22 protein-coding genes and 1 pseudogene are annotated in these 18,615 nt (G+C 73.8%); 9 read left to right on the top strand and 14 right to left on the bottom strand.

Features of this window, described 5'->3' with window-relative positions; translation table 11 throughout:
• Positions 1 to 10 precede the first annotated feature (10 nt).
• Both AB0J55_RS13975 and AB0J55_RS13970 read right to left on the bottom strand, forming a co-directional pair.
• The gene (locus tag AB0J55_RS13975; RefSeq protein WP_364247549.1) at positions 11 to 919 is read right to left on the bottom strand and encodes a CopD family protein; all 909 of its coding nucleotides are present in this window, start codon (positions 917 to 919) and stop codon (positions 11 to 13) included.
• A 3-nt stretch (positions 920 to 922) separates the two neighbouring features.
• Positions 923 to 1,510: a hypothetical protein gene (locus AB0J55_RS13970; protein WP_364247547.1), complete on the bottom strand. Its 588-nt coding sequence runs from the start codon at positions 1,508 to 1,510 to the stop codon at positions 923 to 925.
• Positions 1,511 to 1,881: 371 nt separating this feature from the next.
• On the opposite strand from AB0J55_RS13970, the gene AB0J55_RS13965 reads away from it, so the two are divergent.
• From AB0J55_RS13965 to AB0J55_RS13945, 5 genes are all read left to right on the top strand, one after another.
• Positions 1,882 to 2,415 carry a copper resistance CopC family protein gene (locus AB0J55_RS13965; RefSeq protein ID WP_364247544.1) on the top strand — a complete coding sequence of 178 codons (534 nt, stop codon included), beginning with the start codon at positions 1,882 to 1,884 and terminating at the stop codon, positions 2,413 to 2,415.
• Positions 2,416 to 2,444: 29 nt separating this feature from the next.
• Entirely contained in the window at positions 2,445 to 2,783 is a 339-nt protein-coding gene (locus AB0J55_RS13960) for a hypothetical protein (protein ID WP_364247541.1), read from the top strand.
• Positions 2,784 to 2,802: 19 nt separating this feature from the next.
• A complete protein-coding gene (locus tag AB0J55_RS13955; RefSeq protein WP_364247538.1) occupies positions 2,803 to 3,438 on the top strand; it encodes a phosphoribosyltransferase family protein in 636 nt (211 codons plus the stop codon).
• Positions 3,439 to 3,559: 121 nt separating this feature from the next.
• The gene (locus AB0J55_RS13950; protein WP_364247535.1) at positions 3,560 to 3,982 is read left to right on the top strand and encodes a DUF6292 family protein; all 423 of its coding nucleotides are present in this window, start codon (positions 3,560 to 3,562) and stop codon (positions 3,980 to 3,982) included.
• Between the two features lie 645 nt (positions 3,983 to 4,627).
• Positions 4,628 to 5,407 (top strand): hypothetical protein, encoded by a 780-nt coding sequence (locus AB0J55_RS13945; RefSeq protein WP_364247532.1) that lies wholly within the window; start codon positions 4,628 to 4,630, stop codon positions 5,405 to 5,407.
• Positions 5,408 to 5,585: 178 nt separating this feature from the next.
• On the opposite strand, the gene AB0J55_RS13940 is transcribed toward AB0J55_RS13945, so the two are convergent.
• The 5 genes from AB0J55_RS13940 to AB0J55_RS13920 form a co-directional block, all read right to left on the bottom strand.
• Positions 5,586 to 5,948, bottom strand: coding sequence for a VOC family protein (locus AB0J55_RS13940; RefSeq protein ID WP_364247529.1), 363 nt, complete (start codon positions 5,946 to 5,948; stop codon positions 5,586 to 5,588).
• On the bottom strand, positions 5,945 to 6,364 hold the full coding sequence (locus tag AB0J55_RS13935; RefSeq protein WP_364247526.1) for a hypothetical protein: 420 nt from the start codon (positions 6,362 to 6,364) through the stop codon (positions 5,945 to 5,947). The genes AB0J55_RS13940 and AB0J55_RS13935 overlap by 4 nt, the downstream gene beginning before the upstream one ends.
• Complete coding sequence (locus AB0J55_RS13930) at positions 6,361 to 6,528, bottom strand: hypothetical protein (protein WP_364247523.1); 168 nt, start codon at positions 6,526 to 6,528, stop codon at positions 6,361 to 6,363. The genes AB0J55_RS13935 and AB0J55_RS13930 overlap by 4 nt, the downstream gene beginning before the upstream one ends.
• 60 nt (positions 6,529 to 6,588) lie before the next feature.
• Positions 6,589 to 7,026: a DUF4383 domain-containing protein gene (locus AB0J55_RS13925; RefSeq protein WP_364247520.1), complete on the bottom strand. Its 438-nt coding sequence runs from the start codon at positions 7,024 to 7,026 to the stop codon at positions 6,589 to 6,591.
• Positions 7,027 to 7,181: 155 nt separating this feature from the next.
• Positions 7,182 to 8,006 carry an SDR family oxidoreductase gene (locus AB0J55_RS13920; RefSeq protein WP_364247517.1) on the bottom strand — a complete coding sequence of 275 codons (825 nt, stop codon included), beginning with the start codon at positions 8,004 to 8,006 and terminating at the stop codon, positions 7,182 to 7,184.
• Between the two features lie 78 nt (positions 8,007 to 8,084).
• Here AB0J55_RS13920 and AB0J55_RS13915 point away from each other — a divergent pair, with 78 nt between their 5' ends.
• Entirely contained in the window at positions 8,085 to 9,104 is a 1,020-nt protein-coding gene (locus AB0J55_RS13915) for a hypothetical protein (protein WP_364247514.1), read from the top strand.
• Between the two features lie 60 nt (positions 9,105 to 9,164).
• Positions 9,165 to 9,353, top strand: a complete 189-nt coding sequence (locus AB0J55_RS13910; RefSeq protein ID WP_364247511.1) for a DUF2795 domain-containing protein — start codon at positions 9,165 to 9,167, stop codon at positions 9,351 to 9,353.
• Between the two features lie 34 nt (positions 9,354 to 9,387).
• Here the strand turns inward: AB0J55_RS13910 and AB0J55_RS13905 are convergent, their stop codons facing one another.
• Both AB0J55_RS13905 and AB0J55_RS13900 read right to left on the bottom strand, forming a co-directional pair.
• A complete protein-coding gene (locus tag AB0J55_RS13905) occupies positions 9,388 to 10,437 on the bottom strand; it encodes a glycosyltransferase family 9 protein (protein ID WP_364247508.1) in 1,050 nt (349 codons plus the stop codon).
• On the bottom strand, positions 10,434 to 11,912 hold the full coding sequence (locus AB0J55_RS13900; RefSeq protein ID WP_364247505.1) for an HAD-IIIA family hydrolase: 1,479 nt from the start codon (positions 11,910 to 11,912) through the stop codon (positions 10,434 to 10,436). The genes AB0J55_RS13905 and AB0J55_RS13900 overlap by 4 nt, the downstream gene beginning before the upstream one ends.
• A 90-nt stretch (positions 11,913 to 12,002) precedes the next feature.
• Here AB0J55_RS13900 and AB0J55_RS13895 point away from each other — a divergent pair, with 90 nt between their 5' ends.
• Both AB0J55_RS13895 and AB0J55_RS13890 read left to right on the top strand, forming a co-directional pair.
• Positions 12,003 to 13,352: an aldehyde dehydrogenase family protein gene (locus AB0J55_RS13895; protein WP_364247503.1), complete on the top strand. Its 1,350-nt coding sequence runs from the start codon at positions 12,003 to 12,005 to the stop codon at positions 13,350 to 13,352.
• A 347-nt stretch (positions 13,353 to 13,699) separates the two neighbouring features.
• A pseudogene (locus AB0J55_RS13890) lies at positions 13,700 to 14,785 on the top strand (FUSC family protein); the annotation flags it as partial.
• A gap of 15 nt (positions 14,786 to 14,800) precedes the next feature.
• On the opposite strand, the gene AB0J55_RS13885 reads toward AB0J55_RS13890, so the two are convergent.
• From AB0J55_RS13885 to AB0J55_RS13865, 5 genes are all read right to left on the bottom strand, one after another.
• Complete coding sequence (locus tag AB0J55_RS13885; protein WP_364247501.1) at positions 14,801 to 14,980, bottom strand: hypothetical protein; 180 nt, start codon at positions 14,978 to 14,980, stop codon at positions 14,801 to 14,803.
• A 97-nt stretch (positions 14,981 to 15,077) separates the two neighbouring features.
• Positions 15,078 to 15,683 carry an NAD(P)H-dependent oxidoreductase gene (locus AB0J55_RS13880; RefSeq protein ID WP_364247499.1) on the bottom strand — a complete coding sequence of 202 codons (606 nt, stop codon included), beginning with the start codon at positions 15,681 to 15,683 and terminating at the stop codon, positions 15,078 to 15,080.
• On the bottom strand, positions 15,680 to 16,990 hold the full coding sequence (locus AB0J55_RS13875) for a UDP-glucose/GDP-mannose dehydrogenase family protein (protein WP_364247497.1): 1,311 nt from the start codon (positions 16,988 to 16,990) through the stop codon (positions 15,680 to 15,682). Before AB0J55_RS13875 ends, AB0J55_RS13880 begins: the two co-directional genes overlap by 4 nt.
• Positions 16,983 to 17,933, bottom strand: a complete 951-nt coding sequence (locus AB0J55_RS13870) for a glycosyltransferase family 9 protein (protein ID WP_364247494.1) — start codon at positions 17,931 to 17,933, stop codon at positions 16,983 to 16,985. Before AB0J55_RS13870 ends, AB0J55_RS13875 begins: the two co-directional genes overlap by 8 nt.
• Positions 17,924 to 18,610 carry an SDR family oxidoreductase gene (locus AB0J55_RS13865; protein WP_364247491.1) on the bottom strand — a complete coding sequence of 229 codons (687 nt, stop codon included), beginning with the start codon at positions 18,608 to 18,610 and terminating at the stop codon, positions 17,924 to 17,926. The genes AB0J55_RS13870 and AB0J55_RS13865 overlap by 10 nt, the downstream gene beginning before the upstream one ends.
• Between the last annotated feature and the right edge of the window lie 5 nt (positions 18,611 to 18,615).

Here is an 18,615-nt window from a genome sequence, read left to right as displayed (position 1 = left end):
CGCGGGGCGATCAGCGGCCGGGACTGGCCGTGACGAGGAAGCTCGCCGCGAGGAGGACCACGAGCACGAGCGTGGTCTCCGCGGCGACGGAGTGGACGAACGGGCGGACGGTCCCGGCGTCGCCGCGCAGGACGACGGCGAAGTCGAGACGGCGGCCGACCCAGCTCCGGCTGACCTGGGCGGCGAGCAGCACGACGGCGAGCACGGCGAGCTTGACCAGCAGCGTCCGTCCGTAGGCCGTGCCGAACACCCGGCTGACGCTGCCGACGGTCTGCCACGCGAGCACCACGCCCGCGGCGATGACGACCGACACGGACGTCATCGCCAGTTTCGAGTAGCGCGGGACCACCGTGGCGAGCTCCTCGGGGTCACGCCGGGCCAGGACGCCGAACAGCAGCACGGCGAGGCCGCCGATCCAGGCCGAGGCGCCCGCGAGGTGCGCCAGGTCCGCCAGCTGGGTCAGCCACGGCCGGGTGCTCTCGGCGGCGTGCCCGGTGAGCCCGGTCGTGCGGAACAGCCCGAGCAGCACCGCCCCGGCCCCGGCGCGCCAGGGCAACGCCGTGGCGGCGGCGCGGCCCCGCTGCAGCAGCCAGGCCAGCACGACCCCGGCGAGCAGCCACAACAGGGCCCTGGCGAACCAGATCCGGCCGAACTGGCTGTCCAGCGCCGGACCGAGCAGGTCCCAGGCCAGGAAATCGCCGGGCGGGCGCTGCGCGGCCCACGCCGCCTGCAGGCCGAGCCCGGCGAGCGTGCCGAGCAGGCCCAGCACCCAGGCGGTGACCAGGACCGAACGAGCGCCGCGGTAGCCGGCGCCGGCGGGCCAGAGCACGGCCAGGAACAGCAGCCCGCCCGCGAACAGCGTGAGACCGGCGTAGTCGACGGTGCGGGCGAGCACGTACCACGCCTTGGTGGCTTCCACGGCTCACTGTCCACTGGGGACGGTGGGGGCGGGCACCATGGCCGGCTCCAGTCCGCCGTCGTCCGTGCGGCAGTAGCCGAGGACGAGGGCGCCGACTCCGGCCTCTCCGGTCACCCCGAGCCCGGTGGTGACGGTACCCAGCAGGGGCAGGCCGCCGACGGTGTCCAGGACCTGTTGGGCCACACCGGGTTGGCACGCGGGCGGGTCCGTCCCGGGCGGGACCGGCGTGGTCGGCGGCGGCGACGGCGGCGACGGTGGAGGCGGTGGCGGCGGGGTGGCGGGCCCGGGGGATTCCGGCACCGGTGTCACGTCGATGCCGCCGGGCGGCATCGGGGCCGGCGGCTGGTCGGCGACCGGGATCGCGGGCAGCGGGGACGCCGGGCCGCCGATGGGCAGCTGGCCGGCCGGAAGTGGCTGCGGGGCGGGCGTTTCCGGCGTGCCGGGGCGTCCGCCGTCCGCGACCGCGGGCGGGGCCGCCGCCGCGGTGCCCGGGTGCAGGCCGATGCCGGACGCGTAGCCGACGACGACCACGACCGCGCCGGCCAGGCTCGCGGCGATGACGTGGTCACGGCGCAAGGTGGGTCCTCGCACGGTTTCGTCCTCCAAATAACGGGAATCAGCTCGCGGGAAACGGCAATTCCGGAGTGGCGGGGAAGAACGGGATGTGGGAGCAATAAACCAGCCGGCACGTTTCGCGGGGTGATCTTCACGTGAAGGCCGGGTAAAGTCGGGTAGCCCGCAAACGCCCTGCCGCGGTGAGATGTTGGACCGAAAGCCGGTTCCGCTGCGCTGTTCGGGTGTTCTGCAGCGCCGACCGTCGGAGTAGTCGTCCGATTTGCCCGATTGTCGGCGTGTGGCGGTGAGAATTGCTTAACACAGCCGTTTCACGGCCTTCCGCCGTGGCGCCGGATCTGCTCGTTACGGTTCCGCCATCGTCCGAATTCTCCAGAAGGCGAGAAACCATGACTTCCCGCTGGTCTTTCCCGGCCCGGTTCGCCGCCGCGCTGGCGGCCGCCGGCGCGGTTCTGCTCGGCGCGCCTGCGGCGGACGCGCACAGCGTCCTGGTCGCCAGTTCTCCGGCCGCGGGCGCGTCGGTCGCCACGGGCCCGGCCGAGGCGGTGCTCGAGTTCGACGAGCCGGTGGAGAACCGCTTCACCGAACTCGCGGTGCTCGGCCCCGACGGCACTTCGCACTGGGAGGCCGGCGCGGCGTCCGTTGTGGACGCCCGGGTCTCGGCGCCGCTGCGTCCCCTCGGGCCGGCCGGGGCCTACACGATCCGGTACCGCGTCACCTCCGCCGACGGCCACCCGGTCTCCGGCACCGTTCCGTTCCGGCTCACCGTGGCGGGCCCCGGAGCGGCGGCGCCGGCCGTGGTGGCAGTGGCGCGGCCCGGCGGTGACGGCCCGGTGCCGCTGTGGCCGTGGATCACCGGCGGCGCCGTCCTGCTCGGCACCGGGTACGCGGTCGCCCGGCGCCTGAGCCGCGCGCACGCTTGAGGCGGTGGCCGGGCGGGTATCCCGCGCCCATGACGAATCTCGACGACACCACGACCGCGAAGCTCGACGAATTCGTGCTCGCCCGGCTCGCGGAGGACGAAGAGCGCGTCCGGGCGGGGGAACTGCCGCTGATCGACGAGGCCGAACGGCGCGGACGGCTGCGGATCATGTACGCCGACGACGGTGACGGGCTGCTGCTGGCCGGCGGGCCGGTCGAAGCGATGGAGGACCGGCACCCGGTGCCGTTCGCCGAGAAGGCCGAGTTCCTGCGCCGGGAGATCCGCGACATCCACGACGATGCGTCCGTCAAGCTGATCGCGTCCGTGTACGAGGCCCACCCCGACTGGCGCGACGAGTGGCGCCCGTGAGCGGGCCGCCGCCGCGGTGATGGCCGCGCGGGTCTTCGCCGACCGGGCCGACGGCGGCCGCTGCCTCGCGGACGAGCTGCGGCACCGCCGCTGGACCGACCCGCTCGTGCTCGGGCTGGCCCGCGGCGGGGTGCCGGTCGCCGCCGTCGTCGCCCGGCGGCTCGGGGCCGGCCTGGACGTCGCCGTCGCGCGCAAGATCGGCGCCCCGGGCCGCCGCGAGTACGGCGTCGGCGCGGTGACCCCGGACGGCCCGGCGATCTACGACGAGGCCGCCCTGCACACGCTCGGGCTGACGGCCGCGCGGCTGGCCCGGGCCGAAGCCCGGGAGCGGGCGGAGGCGCGCCGCCGCCTCGGGCGGTACCGCGCCGGCCGGGCACCCGCGATCCTGGCCGGCCGCGACGTCATCCTCGTCGACGACGGGTTGGCGACCGGCGTGACGGCGACAGCGGCGCTGCGTGAGGTCCGGGCGGCCCGGCCCCGCACGCTCGTCTTCGCCACCCCCGTCGCCGCCCCGGGTGCGGCCGACCGCGTGCGCTCCGAAGCCGACGACGTCGTCTGCGTGGCGGAACCGCCGGGCTTTCGCGCGGTCGGCCAGTGGTATGCCGATTTCCGCCAGACGGGTGACGACGAGGTGCTGGACCTGCTCTTCCGGTGACCGTCGGCCATCCACAGAGGACGGCCGGTGACGTGCTGCGCCACCCGGGTCGGAGCGGATTGACCGGGTGGGTGACGGGGTATCACCCGTCGGGGGCACCGACCGGAGAAGCGGGTGCGGGATGATCGAACGGGACGGGCTCGGCGCGGCCGCGCGCGGGCTGCGGCAGTACCTGCTGGCCGTGGCGGCCAAGCTGGACGCGCCCGCCTGGTTCTGCGAGGTCGACGTCCCGGCCGGCGCGTACCTCGCGCTGGAACAACGGCTCACCCGGTTCCCGGACCACGAGACGGCGTTGCTGTGGGACGAGGGCGACGGCTGGTCCGCGGCGGTCGAATCGCCGAGCGGCGACGAAGTCATCGTGCTCGCGTACCTCGGTGAGGACGTCCTGCCGGCGCCCGAAGCCGTCGAGGCGTTCGTGAAGGACCTCTACCGCGAGGAGTACCCGGGCCGGCCCGATCCCCCGGACTTCCGCAGACCCGGCGCCGCGGACGGCTTCGACGACCGGCTGGCCGCCTACGCCGGCGACCCCGTCGGCCACCCCTGAGCCACCGCGCCCGCAGCCCGGACACGTCGCCGAATCCCTTGGTGAGTTGTTTGTCTGTTTCATCCACCGCCATTCGGGTGTATGGCCGGCCGTGCGGGGGCCCTTCGGTGTGAACCGTGCTAGACAGGGGCCGGGGGAGTGAACTCATCACGGGCATGGGGCACGTCCCGGGGTTTATTCACGGCCGGATCGGAATCGGATCTTGCGTCGACCGATCGGGCTTACCGATAACGGGGGAGGTCGTGCACGACCTATCGTGCAGATGCCCGCTCGGCAGGCGAGTTCCGGGCAGTTTTGAGGGGGAATGGTGAAAGGTAAGCCTGGTTTCCACTTCCTTTTTGTCGCGGTGATTCTTGCTGGCATAACGAGTGCGAGCTTCAACTGGTCATGGTTCCCACCCATTGCGGGGTGGCTACTGGCCGCGGCCGCCACGGTCGCCTGGGGTGTCTACGCGGGTAAGAACTACAAGCGCGCCACGACGGATCGCCCAGCCGGGAAAGAGTAACCCGCGTCTGAGGTAAAAAATTCTCAATGGGGTTGCGTTGAAATGCTGGGGACCCGTAGTGCTGCGAGCACAATGGGGAGTTCGTGAACATGAATGTAAAGCCAACCGGCCGTAGGCGTCGGCTGACAAACAGTCTTGCGTTGTTGCTGCTGGCCATGACCACGCTGGTCGCCACGGGCGTGTCCGCCGAGGCGGCACCGGCGCCATCGCAGGGTTCAGACGTGCTGGCTGCGATCAGGACGATGCCGGCGAAGATGCAGGGGAACTACCGCAAGATCTACGACACGCAGCAGGAGTTCGGAAAGTCGTACACCGCACTGCCGCGTGCCGAAGCGACCGCGTCCGTATCGGCGGTCAAGGCAAATCTGGCGTCCGGCAAGCTCGTGATCCACCTGCCTGCCGGAGCGGTTTTCGACCAGAACAATGCCAAGGCATACGTCAATGCGCGCAACGGTGCCACTCTGCTGTACCTGCCCATAGTGGGCGGTGGCCTCGTCGGGCCGAGCAGCCTTACCGTCGGTTTCGATCGTGATGGTGGGCTGGCCGACTACGCCGAGCAGGACTTCGCTGTGTTGAGCCCTGCCAGTGCGCATGTCTCCGTGTGGGCCAACGGAGAACTGAAAGCCGATGCCACCGGCTACAACGATGGTACGGTGCAGTTCTCCGGCCAATCCGCCACGCCGCCGCCGCAGGCCCAGCCCAACGCCGATGTGGGGAAGTTCTTCAGCGTGTTGAACTCGTGCCTCAGCAGCGCCGGTATCCCGCAGTCCGTGGTCACGCTGATCACCATCGGCTGTGGCATCGCCTGCCTGGGCACCGTCGGTGCGGGCTGCGTCGTTTGCATCGTCGCCGCCGCGGCCGCCGAAGGCGGCATCATCGGCTACTGCGCGGGAAAGGCAGCCAAGGAAGCCGGATTCTAGATTGCCGACCCGGTAATGGACAAGAATCCTCAGCCGAATAGCTGACGAGGGTCGGAGAGGGGTGTCTTATTACCCGATCGGGCAATAAGACACCCCTGGACCGGCATCACGGAACCGGAGCGAGGCCGCGCAACGCGCTGAGCTGAGGTTGTGGTCGACCAGTCGAACTGCTGGCGAATCACCGCGGCGGGAGCACGCAGAATTCGTTGCCCTCCGGGTCGGCGAGCACGACCCACGGGTCGTCGGCCGGGTCGTCGAGGACCTTCGCCCCCAGCATGACCAGGCGTTCCACCTCGGCCCGCTGGTCCCGCTCCACCGGTGCGAGGTCCAGGTGCAGCCGGTTCTTGCCCGCCTTGTCCTCCGGCACCGGCTGGAACAGCAGCGCCGGGCCGTCCTCGAAGTCGACTTGCCGGTAAACCGTGCCGTGGGAGTCGGTCCACGTCCGGGTCTTGCCGTTGCCGATCGCCGCCGCCCAGAACTCGGCCAGCAGGTCCGGCTGGTGGCAGTCGACCGCCACCGCCAGGATGCGGGCCGCCGTCACGACGCCGCCACGATCTTGGTGATCGCCTCGGCGACCAGCTCCGGTTCGGCGACCGTGACCGTCAGGCCCGGGTGGCGGATCCGGCCCCACGGGTCGATCCCCGCGACCGGTTCACGGAACCGCAGGCACACCCCGCCCCGTGTCGTCGTGCCGAACGTCAGGCCGTGGTCGGCGAGGGAAAGGCGGACGCCGAGGCCGCGCAGCGCGCTGTACGGGCCGGTCGCCTCCGCGCCGGCGAGGTTGCTCAGCGGCGTCTCGACCAGCCAGGGCCCGAACCGGACGCGCAGCCCGCCGGTGTCGAGTTCCAGGCCGCTGCGGGGGCCCAGCAGGCGCCGCAGCCAGGGGAACGGCACGGCGAACTCCGCGTGGAGCCGGTGGTGCACGACGACGGTGCGCCGCTCCACGCCCGCGGTCATGCGCCGCCGCCCAGGGGTGGGGTCTCCGGCTCGTCGTCGGCCGGGAGTTCGGGGTCGCGCCAGTCTTCGGCGTGGGCCGGGCCGTTGCCCTGCAGGACCCCGCGCAGCTCGGCCTTCTGCGCGTCGTCCTCCCGCGGTGAGTGCTGGTCGCTTTCGCGGTGCATGAGTACCTCCTTCACGCGGTGTTCCCCCTCGGCTACCCGGTGACCGGCCGCCGAAACGATCTAGCGCGCGGCGGCCCGGTTGACCGCCCGCGCGGCGACGATGCCGAGCACCAGCCCGGCGACGGCGGTCAGCCCGTGCAGCCAGTTGTCGGCCCAGTTCAGGTTGATCGGGTCTTCGGGGTTGACGATCGCGGTCGCCAGGATCCCGTAGGCGGTCATCCCGGTGAAGCCGACGAACAGCACCCAGCAGTAGATGATCGCTCCGGTGCGCCGGGTCGCGGCGAGCAACCCGAGCACGCCGACCGCCGTGTGGACCAGGTTGAGCAGCGGGGTCACGCTGAAGATCCACACGGCTCGGCTGGTCTCGTGCCCGACCGCGGCGGTTTCCGGCGTCAGGAACCCGGCGATCCCCAGCGCGAGGTAGAGCAGCCCGAGCACGGCGACAACCGGCCGCAGCCAGCTCGCCGCGGTCCGGGGACGGGCTTCGGCGGACGTCATGGGTGCCTCCTTCTCTCCCAGCCGCGCGGATACCCGCGGTACCGGGCGAGAAACAGCGGAGTGGAAAGGGCCGGACGGCGGGCTGGGGGAGCCGCCGTCCGGCCCGTGGCCGGGACCCGCGCCGGTCCCTGCAGCCAGGACGCGGGCCCCTGGTCTCAGGGGGATCGCCAGTCGTGCCCGCGGTACGCGGTGCCGTGCTGGGCGCCCATCAGCAGCAGCCCACCGTCGACGACGAGGGACGTGCCGGTGATGTACCCGGCCGCCGGGGTGGCCAGGAACGCGACCGCGGCCGCCACCTCTGCGGCGTGGCCGGGGCGGCCGAGCGGGATGCCGGGCCGGTCCTGTTCGCGCGGGTCGGCGTCGGTCTGGCCGGTCATCGGCGTGGAGATTTCCCCGGGCGCCACCGAGTTCACGGTGATGCCGTGCCCGGCCAGCTCCAGCGCGAGCACCTGGGTCAGCGCGCCCGCTCCGGCCTTCGCGGCGCAGTAGGGTGCGGCGCCGACCCGCGGGACGTGCTCGTGGACGCTGGTGATGGTGATGATCCGGCCGCCGCGGCCGGCGTCGATCATGTGCCGGGCCGCCCGTTGCGAAAGCAGGAAGACGCCGTCGAGGTCGACGTCGAGGACCTGGCGCCATTTCTCGTAGTCGAGGTCCATGGCGAGCTGGCTGCTGCCGGTGCCGGAGCAGTTGACCAGGACGTCGAGGCCGTCGAGGTCTTCGGCGAACGCGTCGACGACGTCGGCGGCGCCGGGCAGCCGGGTCAGGTCGAGCTTCCGGACGTGCGCGGCGACCCCGCGCGATCGGACCTCGGCGGCGGTTTCCTCCGCGCCGTCGGCGTCGGAGTGGTAGGTGATGCCCACGTCCAGGCCGCCGCCGGCGAGGGCGACGGCGACCGCGCGGCCGATGCCGGAGTCGGCGCCGGTGACGACGGCGCGCCGCGGCGAAGCGGCTTCGGCGGGCAGGGGCGCCGGAAGCGACACGGGCAGCTCCTTTCGTTCCCCGTCGGCTACCACCGCCTCCGTGGACTAAACGCGACGGCCGCGGGGTATCCCGTCCTGATGAGACTCGCCGTGCTGGACATCGGGTCGAATTCGGCCCAGCTGCAGGTGGTGGACGTGTCCGCCGGGGCGCCGCCGCTCCCGGCGCACGCGGTGAAGGAGCCGACGCTGCTCGCCGAGGAGCTGCTGCCGGACGGAACGCTCAGCGAGACCGGGATCGAGCGGGTCACCGCCGCCGTGGGCCGGGCCGTGGACGCCGCGGTGCGGCTCGGCGTCGACCACCTGTACCCGTTCGTCACCGCGGCCGTGCGCGACGCGGTGAACCGCGACGAGGTCATCGACCGCATCCAGGCGGGATCCGGGATCCGGCCGCAGTTCCTCTCCGGCGAGGAAGAGGCGCGGCTGACGTACTTCGCCGCCCGGCGCTGGTACGGCTGGTCGGCCGGGCGGCTGCTGCTCGTCGACATCGGCGGCGGCTCGATGGAACTGGTCCTCGGCCGGGACGTCGAACCGGAGCTGGCGGTGTCGCTCCCCTTGGGCGCCGGCCGGCTCACCCGCGAGTTCCTCACCGCCGACCCGCCGACGCGCAAGCAGCTGAAGGCCCTGCGCCGGCACGTCCGCGACACGCTGTCCGAGGTCCTGGACCGGCTGCGCTGGGAAGGCCCGCCGCGCCGGGTGGTCGCGACGTCCAAGACGTTCAAGCAGCTGGCCCGCCTCACCGGCGCCCCGCCGCAGCGCAAGGGCCCGTTCGTCACCCGGGAGCTGGTCGTCGCGGACCTGCGCGGCTGGATCCCGCGGCTGGCGCGCGTCCCGGCCGCCGAACGGGCCGGGCTGCGCGGGATTTCGAAACCGCGGGCCCGGCAGGTGGTGGCGGGCGCGGTGGCGGCCGAGGTGACGTTGTCGGCGCTGGACGTCCCGAGCGTCGAGGTCTGCCCGTGGGCGTTGCGCGAGGGCATCCTGCTGCGGCACCTGGAACAGCTCGCCGACACGACGGCGTTGCCGCTGCAGCCGTTGACGCGGCACCCGGACGCCACGGTCCGGCCGCTTCATCCCGTGGGGGAACAGCCGGTGCCGTCCTGAACGTGTGTGCCGGGCCGGGCCGGGTAATCGCGCGGTTCCCCGAACGGAAGGAGAGCTCCCGTGAGCAAGCCGAACCCGATCGAACTGCAGAAGTACCTGTCCGGCGTCGACTACCCGGCGCAGCGCGACGACCTGGTGCGGGCGGCGGAGAAGAACGGCGCCGACTCGGACACCCTGGACATCGTGCGCGGCCTGCCGGACCGGACCTACGAAGGCCCCAGTGGCGTGAGCAAGGAGATCGGCGGCTGACCGGCGCCGTGGCCCGGGCGGCTTTCGCCCGGGCCTAGCGCGGTGACGTCATCGCGATGTCCTCCGGCGCCACCGCGCCGGGCTGCGCGAGCGCCGTCACCGCGCGGCAGACGTCGGCGGGGTCGATCGTTTCGAGGCACGGGTGGCCGGGGACCGGGCAGACCCGGGCGCGGCTGGCGCGGCAGGGCGCCTGCTGGTCGCCGAGCACGATCGTGGGCACGCCGTAGGGGGCCCACCGCTCGGCCGGCACCACCGGCGCGAACAGCGACACCACCGGGGTGCCCGCCGCCGCGGCGAGGTGGGCCGGGCCCGTGTTGGGCGCCACCACGACCTGCGCGCCGGTCAGCACCGCCGCCAGTTCCGCCAGCGACGTCCGGCCGCCGAGGTTCACCCCCGCCGTGCCGGCGACCTCCTGGGTCAGCAGCCGCTCCGACGGCGCGCCGGTCACGAGCACCCGGTGCCCGTCGGCGGCCAGGGCGCGCACGGTCTCGCGGCTCCAGGACGCCGAAGGCTGGCGGGCGGGAACCGATGCCGCCGGGTGCACGACGACGTACCGCCCGCCGCCGGTGAGCTTGCCGACGTCCGGCAGCGGCCGCCGCAGGGCCAGGGCGCCGTGGTCGTCCGGCGGCAGCGTGAACCCGGCCGCTTCCGCGAGCGACAGCATGCGCACCGGCTCCGGCGGATCGCCGTCGACGCGGTGGCGCAGGTCGAGCAGGCTGCCCGGGTAGTCCTCGGAGATCGCGCCGATCCACGGCACCCCGGCCTGCCGCAGCAGCAGGGCCAGCGGCAGCGGCGACTGGTGGAACGACGTCAGGATCAGCGCCCGGTCGAACGACCGCGCCCGGACCGACGCGACGAACGCCCCGGTGTCCTCGGCGGTCACCGGCGGTGGCTCGGGGTCGATCCACGGCGCGGTCCAGGTGAACAGGTCGGCCACCCCCGGCAGCAGTTCGCCGGCGGCCCGGCCGTGCGGGCCGGTCAGCAGCGTCACGTGCGCCCCGGACGCGGCGACCGCGCGGACGCAGGGCCCGGCGAGCAGGACGTCCCCCAGATTGTCCTGGCGGGCGACGAGCACCCGGGTCATCCGGCGACCCCGGCGACGCGCAGCGCCTCGGACAGGTCGCGGGCGACCGCGGCGTGCCGGCGGGCCCGGGCGATCTCCGGTTCGAGCGTGCGGGCGGTCGGCACCAGCACCGCGCGGGCGCCGGCCGCGAGCGCGGCGTCGACGTCGGCGCCGGTGTCGCCGATGACCACGCAGGACGCGGGGTCGACGCCGAGTTCCCCGGCGGCCTTCAGCACCATGCCGGGCGCGGGTTTGCGGCACGCGCAGCCGTCACCGTCGTCGTGGACGCAGACCTGCCAGGTGCCGAACGGGCCGAAGAGCTCCTTGACGCGGGCGTTCACCGCGGCGAGCTGGTCCGGGGTGATCAGTCCTTTCGCGACACCGGACTGGTTGCTCACCACCCCGACCGGGATGCCGCGGTCCCGCAGCCCGCGGACGAGCTCGACCGCGCCGGGGACCGGCCGGACGCCGTCCGGGTCGTTCAGGTAGGGCACGTCGACGATCAGCGTGTCGTCCCGGTCGAACAGCACCGCGACCGGCGGCCGGGGCCGCCGGGCCGCGATTTCACCGCGCAGCCGGTGGTAGCACGCGGCGGGCGGGATCAGGGCGCTGGTGACGACCATGCGCGCCACCTCACCGGGCGTGCGCGGGCCCGGCAGGATCCGGCGGCCGGCGAACTCCGCGGTCAGCCCGGCCCACAGCCCGGCCGCGAGCAGGGCTTTGCCGCGCTGTTTGACCAGCGGCAGCGTGAGCGCGGCCAGACCGGCCACTGTGGACAGTGCGTGCAGGCCGAGCCGGCCGGACCCGGCGCCGGTGCGCTGCCGCCAGAGCACGCCGTGCTTGGCCCGCATCAGCGCGTTGTCGGCGTTGCCGCGCTGGGCTTTCAGGCTGTAGAAGAACCCGGCCCGCCGGGCCGGGTGGGTGGTCAGCCGCTCGCCCTGGTCGATCCGGTGGCCGGCTTCGGCGACGCGCAGCGCGAGGTCGGAGTCTTCGCGGAAGGCGCGCGGGAACCGTTCGTCGAAGCCGCCGGCCTCGACGAGGGCGCGGCGCCGGTAGGCCATGTCCGCGGTGATCCACCGCGCGTTTTCCAGGCCCGCGGTGCCGCGTTCGTCGTCGGTGGGCCGCCGGTCCGCGGGCAGCGGAACGGTGATGCGGCCTTGGGACGCGGCGACGTCCGGGGGCAGCCCTTCGAGGTCGTCGGCGAGCTGCTGCGGCCAGTCGGGGGCGAGCACGACGTCGTCGTCGACGAAGGCGATCCACTCGCTCTTCGCGGTGCGCCAGCCGAGGTTCCGGGCCGCCGCCGGGCCGCGCCCGCCGGAGCGGAGCACGCGGACCCCTTCGGGGACGGCGAGTTCGCCGCCGGCCGGGCGGTCGTCGACGACGAGGATTTCCGCCGGCCGCGGGCCGTGCCCGCCGAGCAGGGTGTCGAGCAGTGGCCGAAGCGTCTCCCGGCCCGTCGTGGGGATCACCACGGTGTAGTCGAGCGAAGCAGTCACCGGAGGCGGATACCCCCGGCGGAGGTGATCAAACGGCGTGTCGAAGTCCCCGCGCCCGGGTAACCGGCGGGCGACACGGAGGAGGTGCGGATGACCGCGGGCACGATCGAAATCCGGAACCCGGCCGACGGCAGCGTGGTGGGCAGTGTGCCGACCGCGGGCGAAGACGAGATCGCCGCGGCGCTCGAGCTGGCGAACCGGACGAAGGCGCAGTGGGCGCGGACGCCGGCCGCCGAGCGCGGCGCGCTGCTGCACACCGCTGCCGAACGGCTGCGCGCCCACGCCGACGAGCTGGCGAAGGCGAACGAAGCGGAGACCGGGCGGCCCCGGGACGAAGCGCGCGAAGGAGTGCTCGCCGGTGCGGGCACCTTGGACCAGTACGCCGAGCTCGGCCCGGTCCACCGGGGCCGCAGCCTGCTCGGCGGCGTGGGCGCGACGGACCTGATGGTGCCCGAGCCGCGGGGCGTGGTCGTGGCGCTCACCCCCTGGAACGACCCGGTCGCGGTCGCCTGCGGGCTGCTCGGCGCGGCCCTGGTCACCGGGAACACGGTGGTGCACAAGCCGAGCGAGCGCGCACCGCACACCGGACAGCTGCTCGGCGAGGTCATCGGCGGCGTCTTCCCGGGCGGCGTGCTGCAGACCCTCCACGGCGACGGCGGTGTCGGCGCGATCCTGGCGATGCGCGACGACGTCGACGTGCTCGCCCACGTCGGCAGCACGGCGACCGGCCGGTCGATCGCGGCGAGCGCGGCCGCGACGGGCGCGAAGACGTTGCTGGAGAACGGCGGCAACGACCCGCTGGTGATCGACGAGGACGTCGACCCGGCGTGGGCGGCCGGGCAGGCGGCGCTGGGCGCGTTCGCCAACTCGGGCCAGATCTGCGTCGCGGTGGAGCGGATCTACGTGTGTTCGGCGATCGCGGAGCCGTTCCTGGCGGCGCTGGTGAAGGAAGCCGAGTCGCGGACGCTCGCGCCGCTGGTGGACCGCCGCCACCGCGACCACGTGCACTCGCACGTGTCCGACGCGGTTTCCCGGGGGGCCCGGCTGCTGACGGGCGGTTCGGTGCCGGACGGGCCGGGCGCGCACTACCCGGCGACGGTGCTGACGGAGTGCACGCCGCAGCTGCGGGTGATGGCGGAGGAGACGTTCGGCCCGGTGGCACCGGTGCAGGTGGTCCCGGACTTCGACGCGGGCCTTTCGGAGGCGGCGAAGGGCGAGTACGGCCTGGCGGCGACGGTGCTGACGGCATCGATGACGAACGCCCAGCGGGCGTGGCGCGAGCTGCCGGCGGGAACGGTGAAGGTGAACAACGTGTTCGGCGGCGCCCCGGGCGGGGCGGCGCACCCGCGCGGCCGGAGCGGGAACGGGTACGGGTACGGGCCGGAGCTGCTGGACGAGATGACCCAGACGAAGCTCGTGCACATCGCCCCGCCGGCATGACGCAGCCGGAGAGACGCGAGGGGCCCGCGCCGGAGGAGGACGAGGAGAGCCGGCCGGGCCCGCGGGAAGGGGAGCGGCACTCGCAGACCGGGCGGCCTATCGGCGGCGGTGGTGAGCGGCGGGGCACGGGTGCTTCGGATCAGCCGGGTGAGGCTGGCTGGCTCCGGTCCGCCGAGGGGGACCGGCAGGGCACGGGTAATTCGGATCAGCCGGATGACCCCGGCCGGTCCCGGCGCTCCGTCGGCAGCCGGCGGGACACGAGCTCCCCGGCGGACGGCGATCGGCGCAACCAGACCGCGCTCGGCCGTGTCGTCCAAGCCCTCCGGCCGGACCCCGGCAGCTCCCCGTCGGAGGCCGAAGAGCACGACCGCTCGCCGTTCGGCTGGTTTGCGCGGGCCTTCCGCGTTCCCGGGCGGGAACGGCGGGTTCTCGTCCAGAGTGCCAAAGCCACCCTCGCCGCGTCCGCCGCCTGGTTGCTCGCCACTCTCGTCCTGCGGCTCCCGCAGCCCTTCCTCGCGCCCTACGCCGCCGTCTTCCTCGTCGAAGCCACCGTCTACCGGTCCCTCCGGGGGTGGCTCCAGCAGGTCGGGTCGGTCGCCACCGGCGTGCTGCTCGCCGCCGTGGCCGCTCAGCTCATTCCCTGGCAGGCCGTGGCGCTCGCCGCCGTGGTCTTCGTCGGGTTGCTGGCCGGGAGCTGGCGGCGGTTCGGGTCGGCCGGGGTCTGGGTCGGGGTCACCGGGATGCTGCTGATCTCCTACGGCACCGCCCGCGAACCCGTCCTGCTCGGCGACCGCCTCCTCGAAACCGCACTGGGCGCGGCCATCGGTGTCGCCGTCAACACCCTGATCTTCCCGCCGCTCTACGGGGAACGGCTGGCCGCCGCGGCCGGGCGGCTCGCCACCGCGCTGGCCGGGCTGCTCGAGTCCCTCTCCGACGTCGTCCGGCGTGACGAACCGCCCGAAGACCTCGACGGGCTGCTGTCCCAGGCCAAGGACGCGCGCAGCCAGGTGCTGGCCGCCGAAGAAGCCGTCGGGCTCACGCGGGAAGGGCGGCGGCTCAACCTGCGCCGTGGCCGGCCGACCGCCGGTGTGCACCACGAACGTCCGCTGCGGACGCTGCTCGGGCTGTGGCCCGCCGTGTCGCAGCTGATCGCCGCCGTGCGGACCACCTCGGGAAGCCGGGAACACCCCTTCGAGTACCCCTGGCCCGACGCGCGGGACATGCTGGCCGACCTGATGCACCACCTGTCCGGCGCCGTGCAGGCGGTGGCGCTCGTCGGGGAGCCCGTCGAGCTCGACGAGTGCCGCGCGCTGCTCGGGCAGCTGGAGAAGCGGCTGGTGACCGCCGAGGAAGACGGCGTGCCCGCCCGGCTGGGCCTCGGCACCATGACCCTGCCCGCCCGGCTGCTGCTGGAACAGCTGGAACAGCGGTGAAGGCCGCCGGCACCGCTACTGGATCGAGACCGCTTCGGCTTCCGAGCGGTGCCGGCGGCAGGCCGTGCACACCATCGTCTGGCCCAGCAGGGTGCCGTCGCCGGACACCAGGCGGGCGACGTGCAACGCCGGCAGGCCGCACTCTTCGCACGGAATCGGCTTGCTGTCGCGGCTGATCATGACTCGGTTCGGCATTCGTGAAGCCCCCTGACGAGGATGGAAGGTGCCCGGGTAGTACCCAGTGGCCTGCACCACACTCGTCCGGAGCAACGATGTCACTCGAAAAGAGTAATCACTCGGCCGGGTACTGCTGTTCGCGCAGCAGGCCGGCCAGGTGGACGGCGTTGCGGACGAGGGTCGCGTTCGTCGAAGCCACGGCCTTGGGCGTCTCGTCGAGGTCCTGGTAGTCCCCGCCCTGCATGGCTTCGCCGTTCCAGTACGTGGCGCCTTGCGCGGGCACGGTGAACCCGGTGTCGTTCAGCGCCTGGAACAGGTCGGCGATGATCTTGTGGGCGCCGTCCTCGTTGCCGACGACCGCGGCCACGGCCACCTTGCCGAACATCGCCGGCCGGCCCTGGTCGTCCGTTTCGGACAGCTCGGCGTCGAGGCGCTCCAGGACCCGCTGCGCCACGCTCGACATGTGGCCCACCCACGTCGGGGTCGCGACCAGCAGGATGTCCGCGGCGGCGATCTTCCGGCGGATGTCCGGCCACGCGTCGCCCTCGCCCATGTCCGCCTCGACCCCCGGGCGGACGTCGTGGTCGACCACGCGGACCAGCTCGCCGGTCGCGCCGCGTTCGGCGAACAGGTCGAGCAGCTGACGCGCGATGAGGTCGCTGCTCGACTTCGCCGGCGACGGCTTGAGCGTGCAGGTCAGCGCGAGGACGCGCAGGGTCATGAGAGCCTCCTGGGATGGGTGCCGACGCCGATGTGGGTGAACCCCGCCCCGGCGAGGGCGTCGGGATCGAGCAGGTTGCGCGTGTCGACGACGACCGCCCGGTCGGCCGACGCGGCCAGCCGGGCCCAGTCGAGGTCCCGGAACTCCGGCCACTCGGTGAGCACGACGAGCGCCGCGGCGTCCTTGGCCACCAGGTACGGGTCGTCGACGACCTGGACCGAGCCCATCCCCGGCACGCACGCGACGGCCGGGTCGTGCGCGGTCAGCTCGGCCCCCGCGCGGGCCAGGTCGTCGGCCACCGCCAGCGCGGGGGAGTCGCGCAGGTCGCCGGTGCCCGCCTTGAAGGCCAGGCCCAGCAGGCCGATGCGGGCCCCGGCGAGGGAGCCCGCCGTCGAGCCGGTCACCGCCTGCCGCACCGCGCGGACCACCCGGGCGCGCTGCCGGGCGTTGACGCGGACCGCGTCACGCAGGATGCCGAAGTCGACGCCGGCCGACTCGGCCGCGTGCAGCAGGGCCGAGGTGTCCTTCGGCAGGCACGAACCGCCCCAGCCGGGGCCCGGGGCGAGGAACTCCGGGCCGATCCGCGCGTCGAGGCCCATCGTGCGCGAGACCTCGCGGACGTCCGCGCCGAACCGTTCGCACAGTTCGGCCAGGACGTTCACATAGGACAGTTTCACCGCGAGGAACGCGTTGCTGGCGTACTTCGCGAGTTCGGCGCTGGCCGAATCGGTGGCCACCACGGGAGCGCCGGTCGGCTGGTACAGGCGCGCAACCCGTTGCGCCGCGGGTGAATCCGCCGGATCGGTGCCGACCACCACCCGGTCCGGGTGCAGGAAGTCCTCGACGGCGTGCCCTTCGCGGAGGAACTCCGGGTTGGCCACCACCGGCAGGTCGTCGCGCCCCAGCAGGTGCGGCAGCCGGGCCGCGGTGCCGACCGGCACCGTCGACTTGGTGACGAGCACGCAGCCGGGCCGCAGCAGCCGGCCGAGCTGCGGCACGACGTGTTCGAGGACGCCGAGGTCCGGGCGCCCGTCTTCGCCCGGCGGCGTGGGCAGGCACAGGAAAACCAGGTCGGCGCCGTAGAGTTCCGCCTGGGCGGTGGTGAAGGTCAGGGTCCGGTCGCCGAGGCCCTGGGCGACCAGGTCGGCCAGTCCGGGCTCGGCGATCGAGACGACCCCGCGGCGCAACTCGTCCACTTTGGACTCGTCGGCGTCGACGCAGGTGACGCGGTGCCCGAGCCGGGCGAAGCAGGCGGCACTGGTCAGGCCGACGTAGCCCGCGCCGACGATCCCGATGTGCTCAGCCATGCGCCACCCTCGCTTCGAGCGCCGATTGCGCGGCCGCGAGCACGCGCTCCTCGCGCAGCAGGAGCAGCCCGCCGTCGGGCTCCTCGCCGTGCGGGTCGCCGACGTTTCCGGCCCACAGCACGACATGCTGGCGCGCCGACAGCGGCGGGCCCCACAGCCGAGGCGGGGTCGGGCCGAACAGCAGCACCGACGGCGTGCCGAACGCCGTGGCCAGGTGCCCGACGCCGGTGTCGCCGCAGACGACCAGGGCCGCCCCGGCCACCAGCGCGGCCAGGTCCGCCAGGCCGGTGCGCCCGGCCAGCACGGCGTCCTCGCCGAGCCCGGCCGCCTCGGCGATCGACCGGGCCAGGTCGCGCTCGCCGGCACTGCCGGTGAGCACCACGCGGTGGCCGGCCGCGGCCAGCTCCCGGACCACGCGTGCGAACCGCTCGGGCGGCCACCGCCGGGCGGGGAACGCCGCGCCCGGGTGCACCACGACGGCGTCCGGGACGGGGTTCGGGCCCGGCGGCACCGGCAGGTGCAGGGCCGAGCGGTCCGCCTCCAGGTGGGCGAACTCGATGAGCCGGCACCAGCGGTCCACCTCGTGCACGTCGTCGCGCCACTCCAGCCCGGGCACCTCGGGGAAGTCGGGGTGGCGGTGGGTCAGCAGCTCGGCGGGCTCGGTGTTCAGCAGGTCGTGGATGCTCTCCGGGCCGCTGCCGTGGAGGTTCACCGCGAGCCGCGGCGGCTCGCCCGGCCAGGCGAGGTCCCCGAGCCCGGACGTCGGCAGCAGCTCGTCGACCGCGTCGATCAGCTCCACCAGGTCGCGCAGCTGCTCCGGCGCGGCCAGCACCAGCCGCTCGCCCGGATACGCCGCCCGGAGGGCGCGCAACGCGGGGACCGCCGTCAGCAGGTCCCCGACGCCGAGCGCGCGCAGCACGAGGATCGCGGCACTCACGGCCACGACCCCTCCTCCGACGCGCACACGACCAGTTCTCGGACCTCGGCGCCCGGCGGCTGCTGCAGCGCGAACACCACCGTGCTCGCCACGTGCTCGGGCTGGTTGAGCTTCGCGTCCGGCGGCGGCTTGTACTGGTCGGTGCGGTCGTCGAAGAAGTGCGTCCACATCCCGCCGGGGACGAGCAGCGTGACGCCGACGCGGCCGGCCAGCTCGGCGGCGAGGGCGCGGGTGAAGCCGACGACGCCGAACTTCGAGGCGCAGTAGGCGGTGGCATCGCTCACCGCCTTGATGCCCAGGGTGGACGCCACGGTGACGACCGTGCCGTGCGAGCGTTCGAGGTAGGGGAGCGCGGCGCGGATCACCGCCGCCGTGCCGAACAGGTTCACCTTGACGACCCGCTCCCAGTCCTCTGTGGACACTTCGCCGAGCGGGCCGCAGGCGTCGGTGCCGGCGGCGGTGAAGACGCCGTCCAGGCCCCCGGCGCGCTCGGCGAGCTCACGCACCGCGGCTTCGGTCGCGGCGGTGTCGGTCAGGTCGGCTTCGACGTATTCGGCCGGGTCCTCGGGGCGGACGCGGTCGAGGATGTACGGGGTGCCGCCGGCCTTGCGGACGGCGTCGACGGTGGCGGCGCCGAGTCCGGACGCGCCACCGGTGATCAGGACGTTGCCGAGGGGTCGCATCGCAC

Source organism: Amycolatopsis sp. NPDC049688 (assembly GCF_040674975.1).
Taxonomy (GTDB): Bacteria; Actinomycetota; Actinomycetes; order Mycobacteriales; family Pseudonocardiaceae; genus Amycolatopsis.
This window is presented reverse-complemented; position numbering and strand designations above follow the sequence as displayed.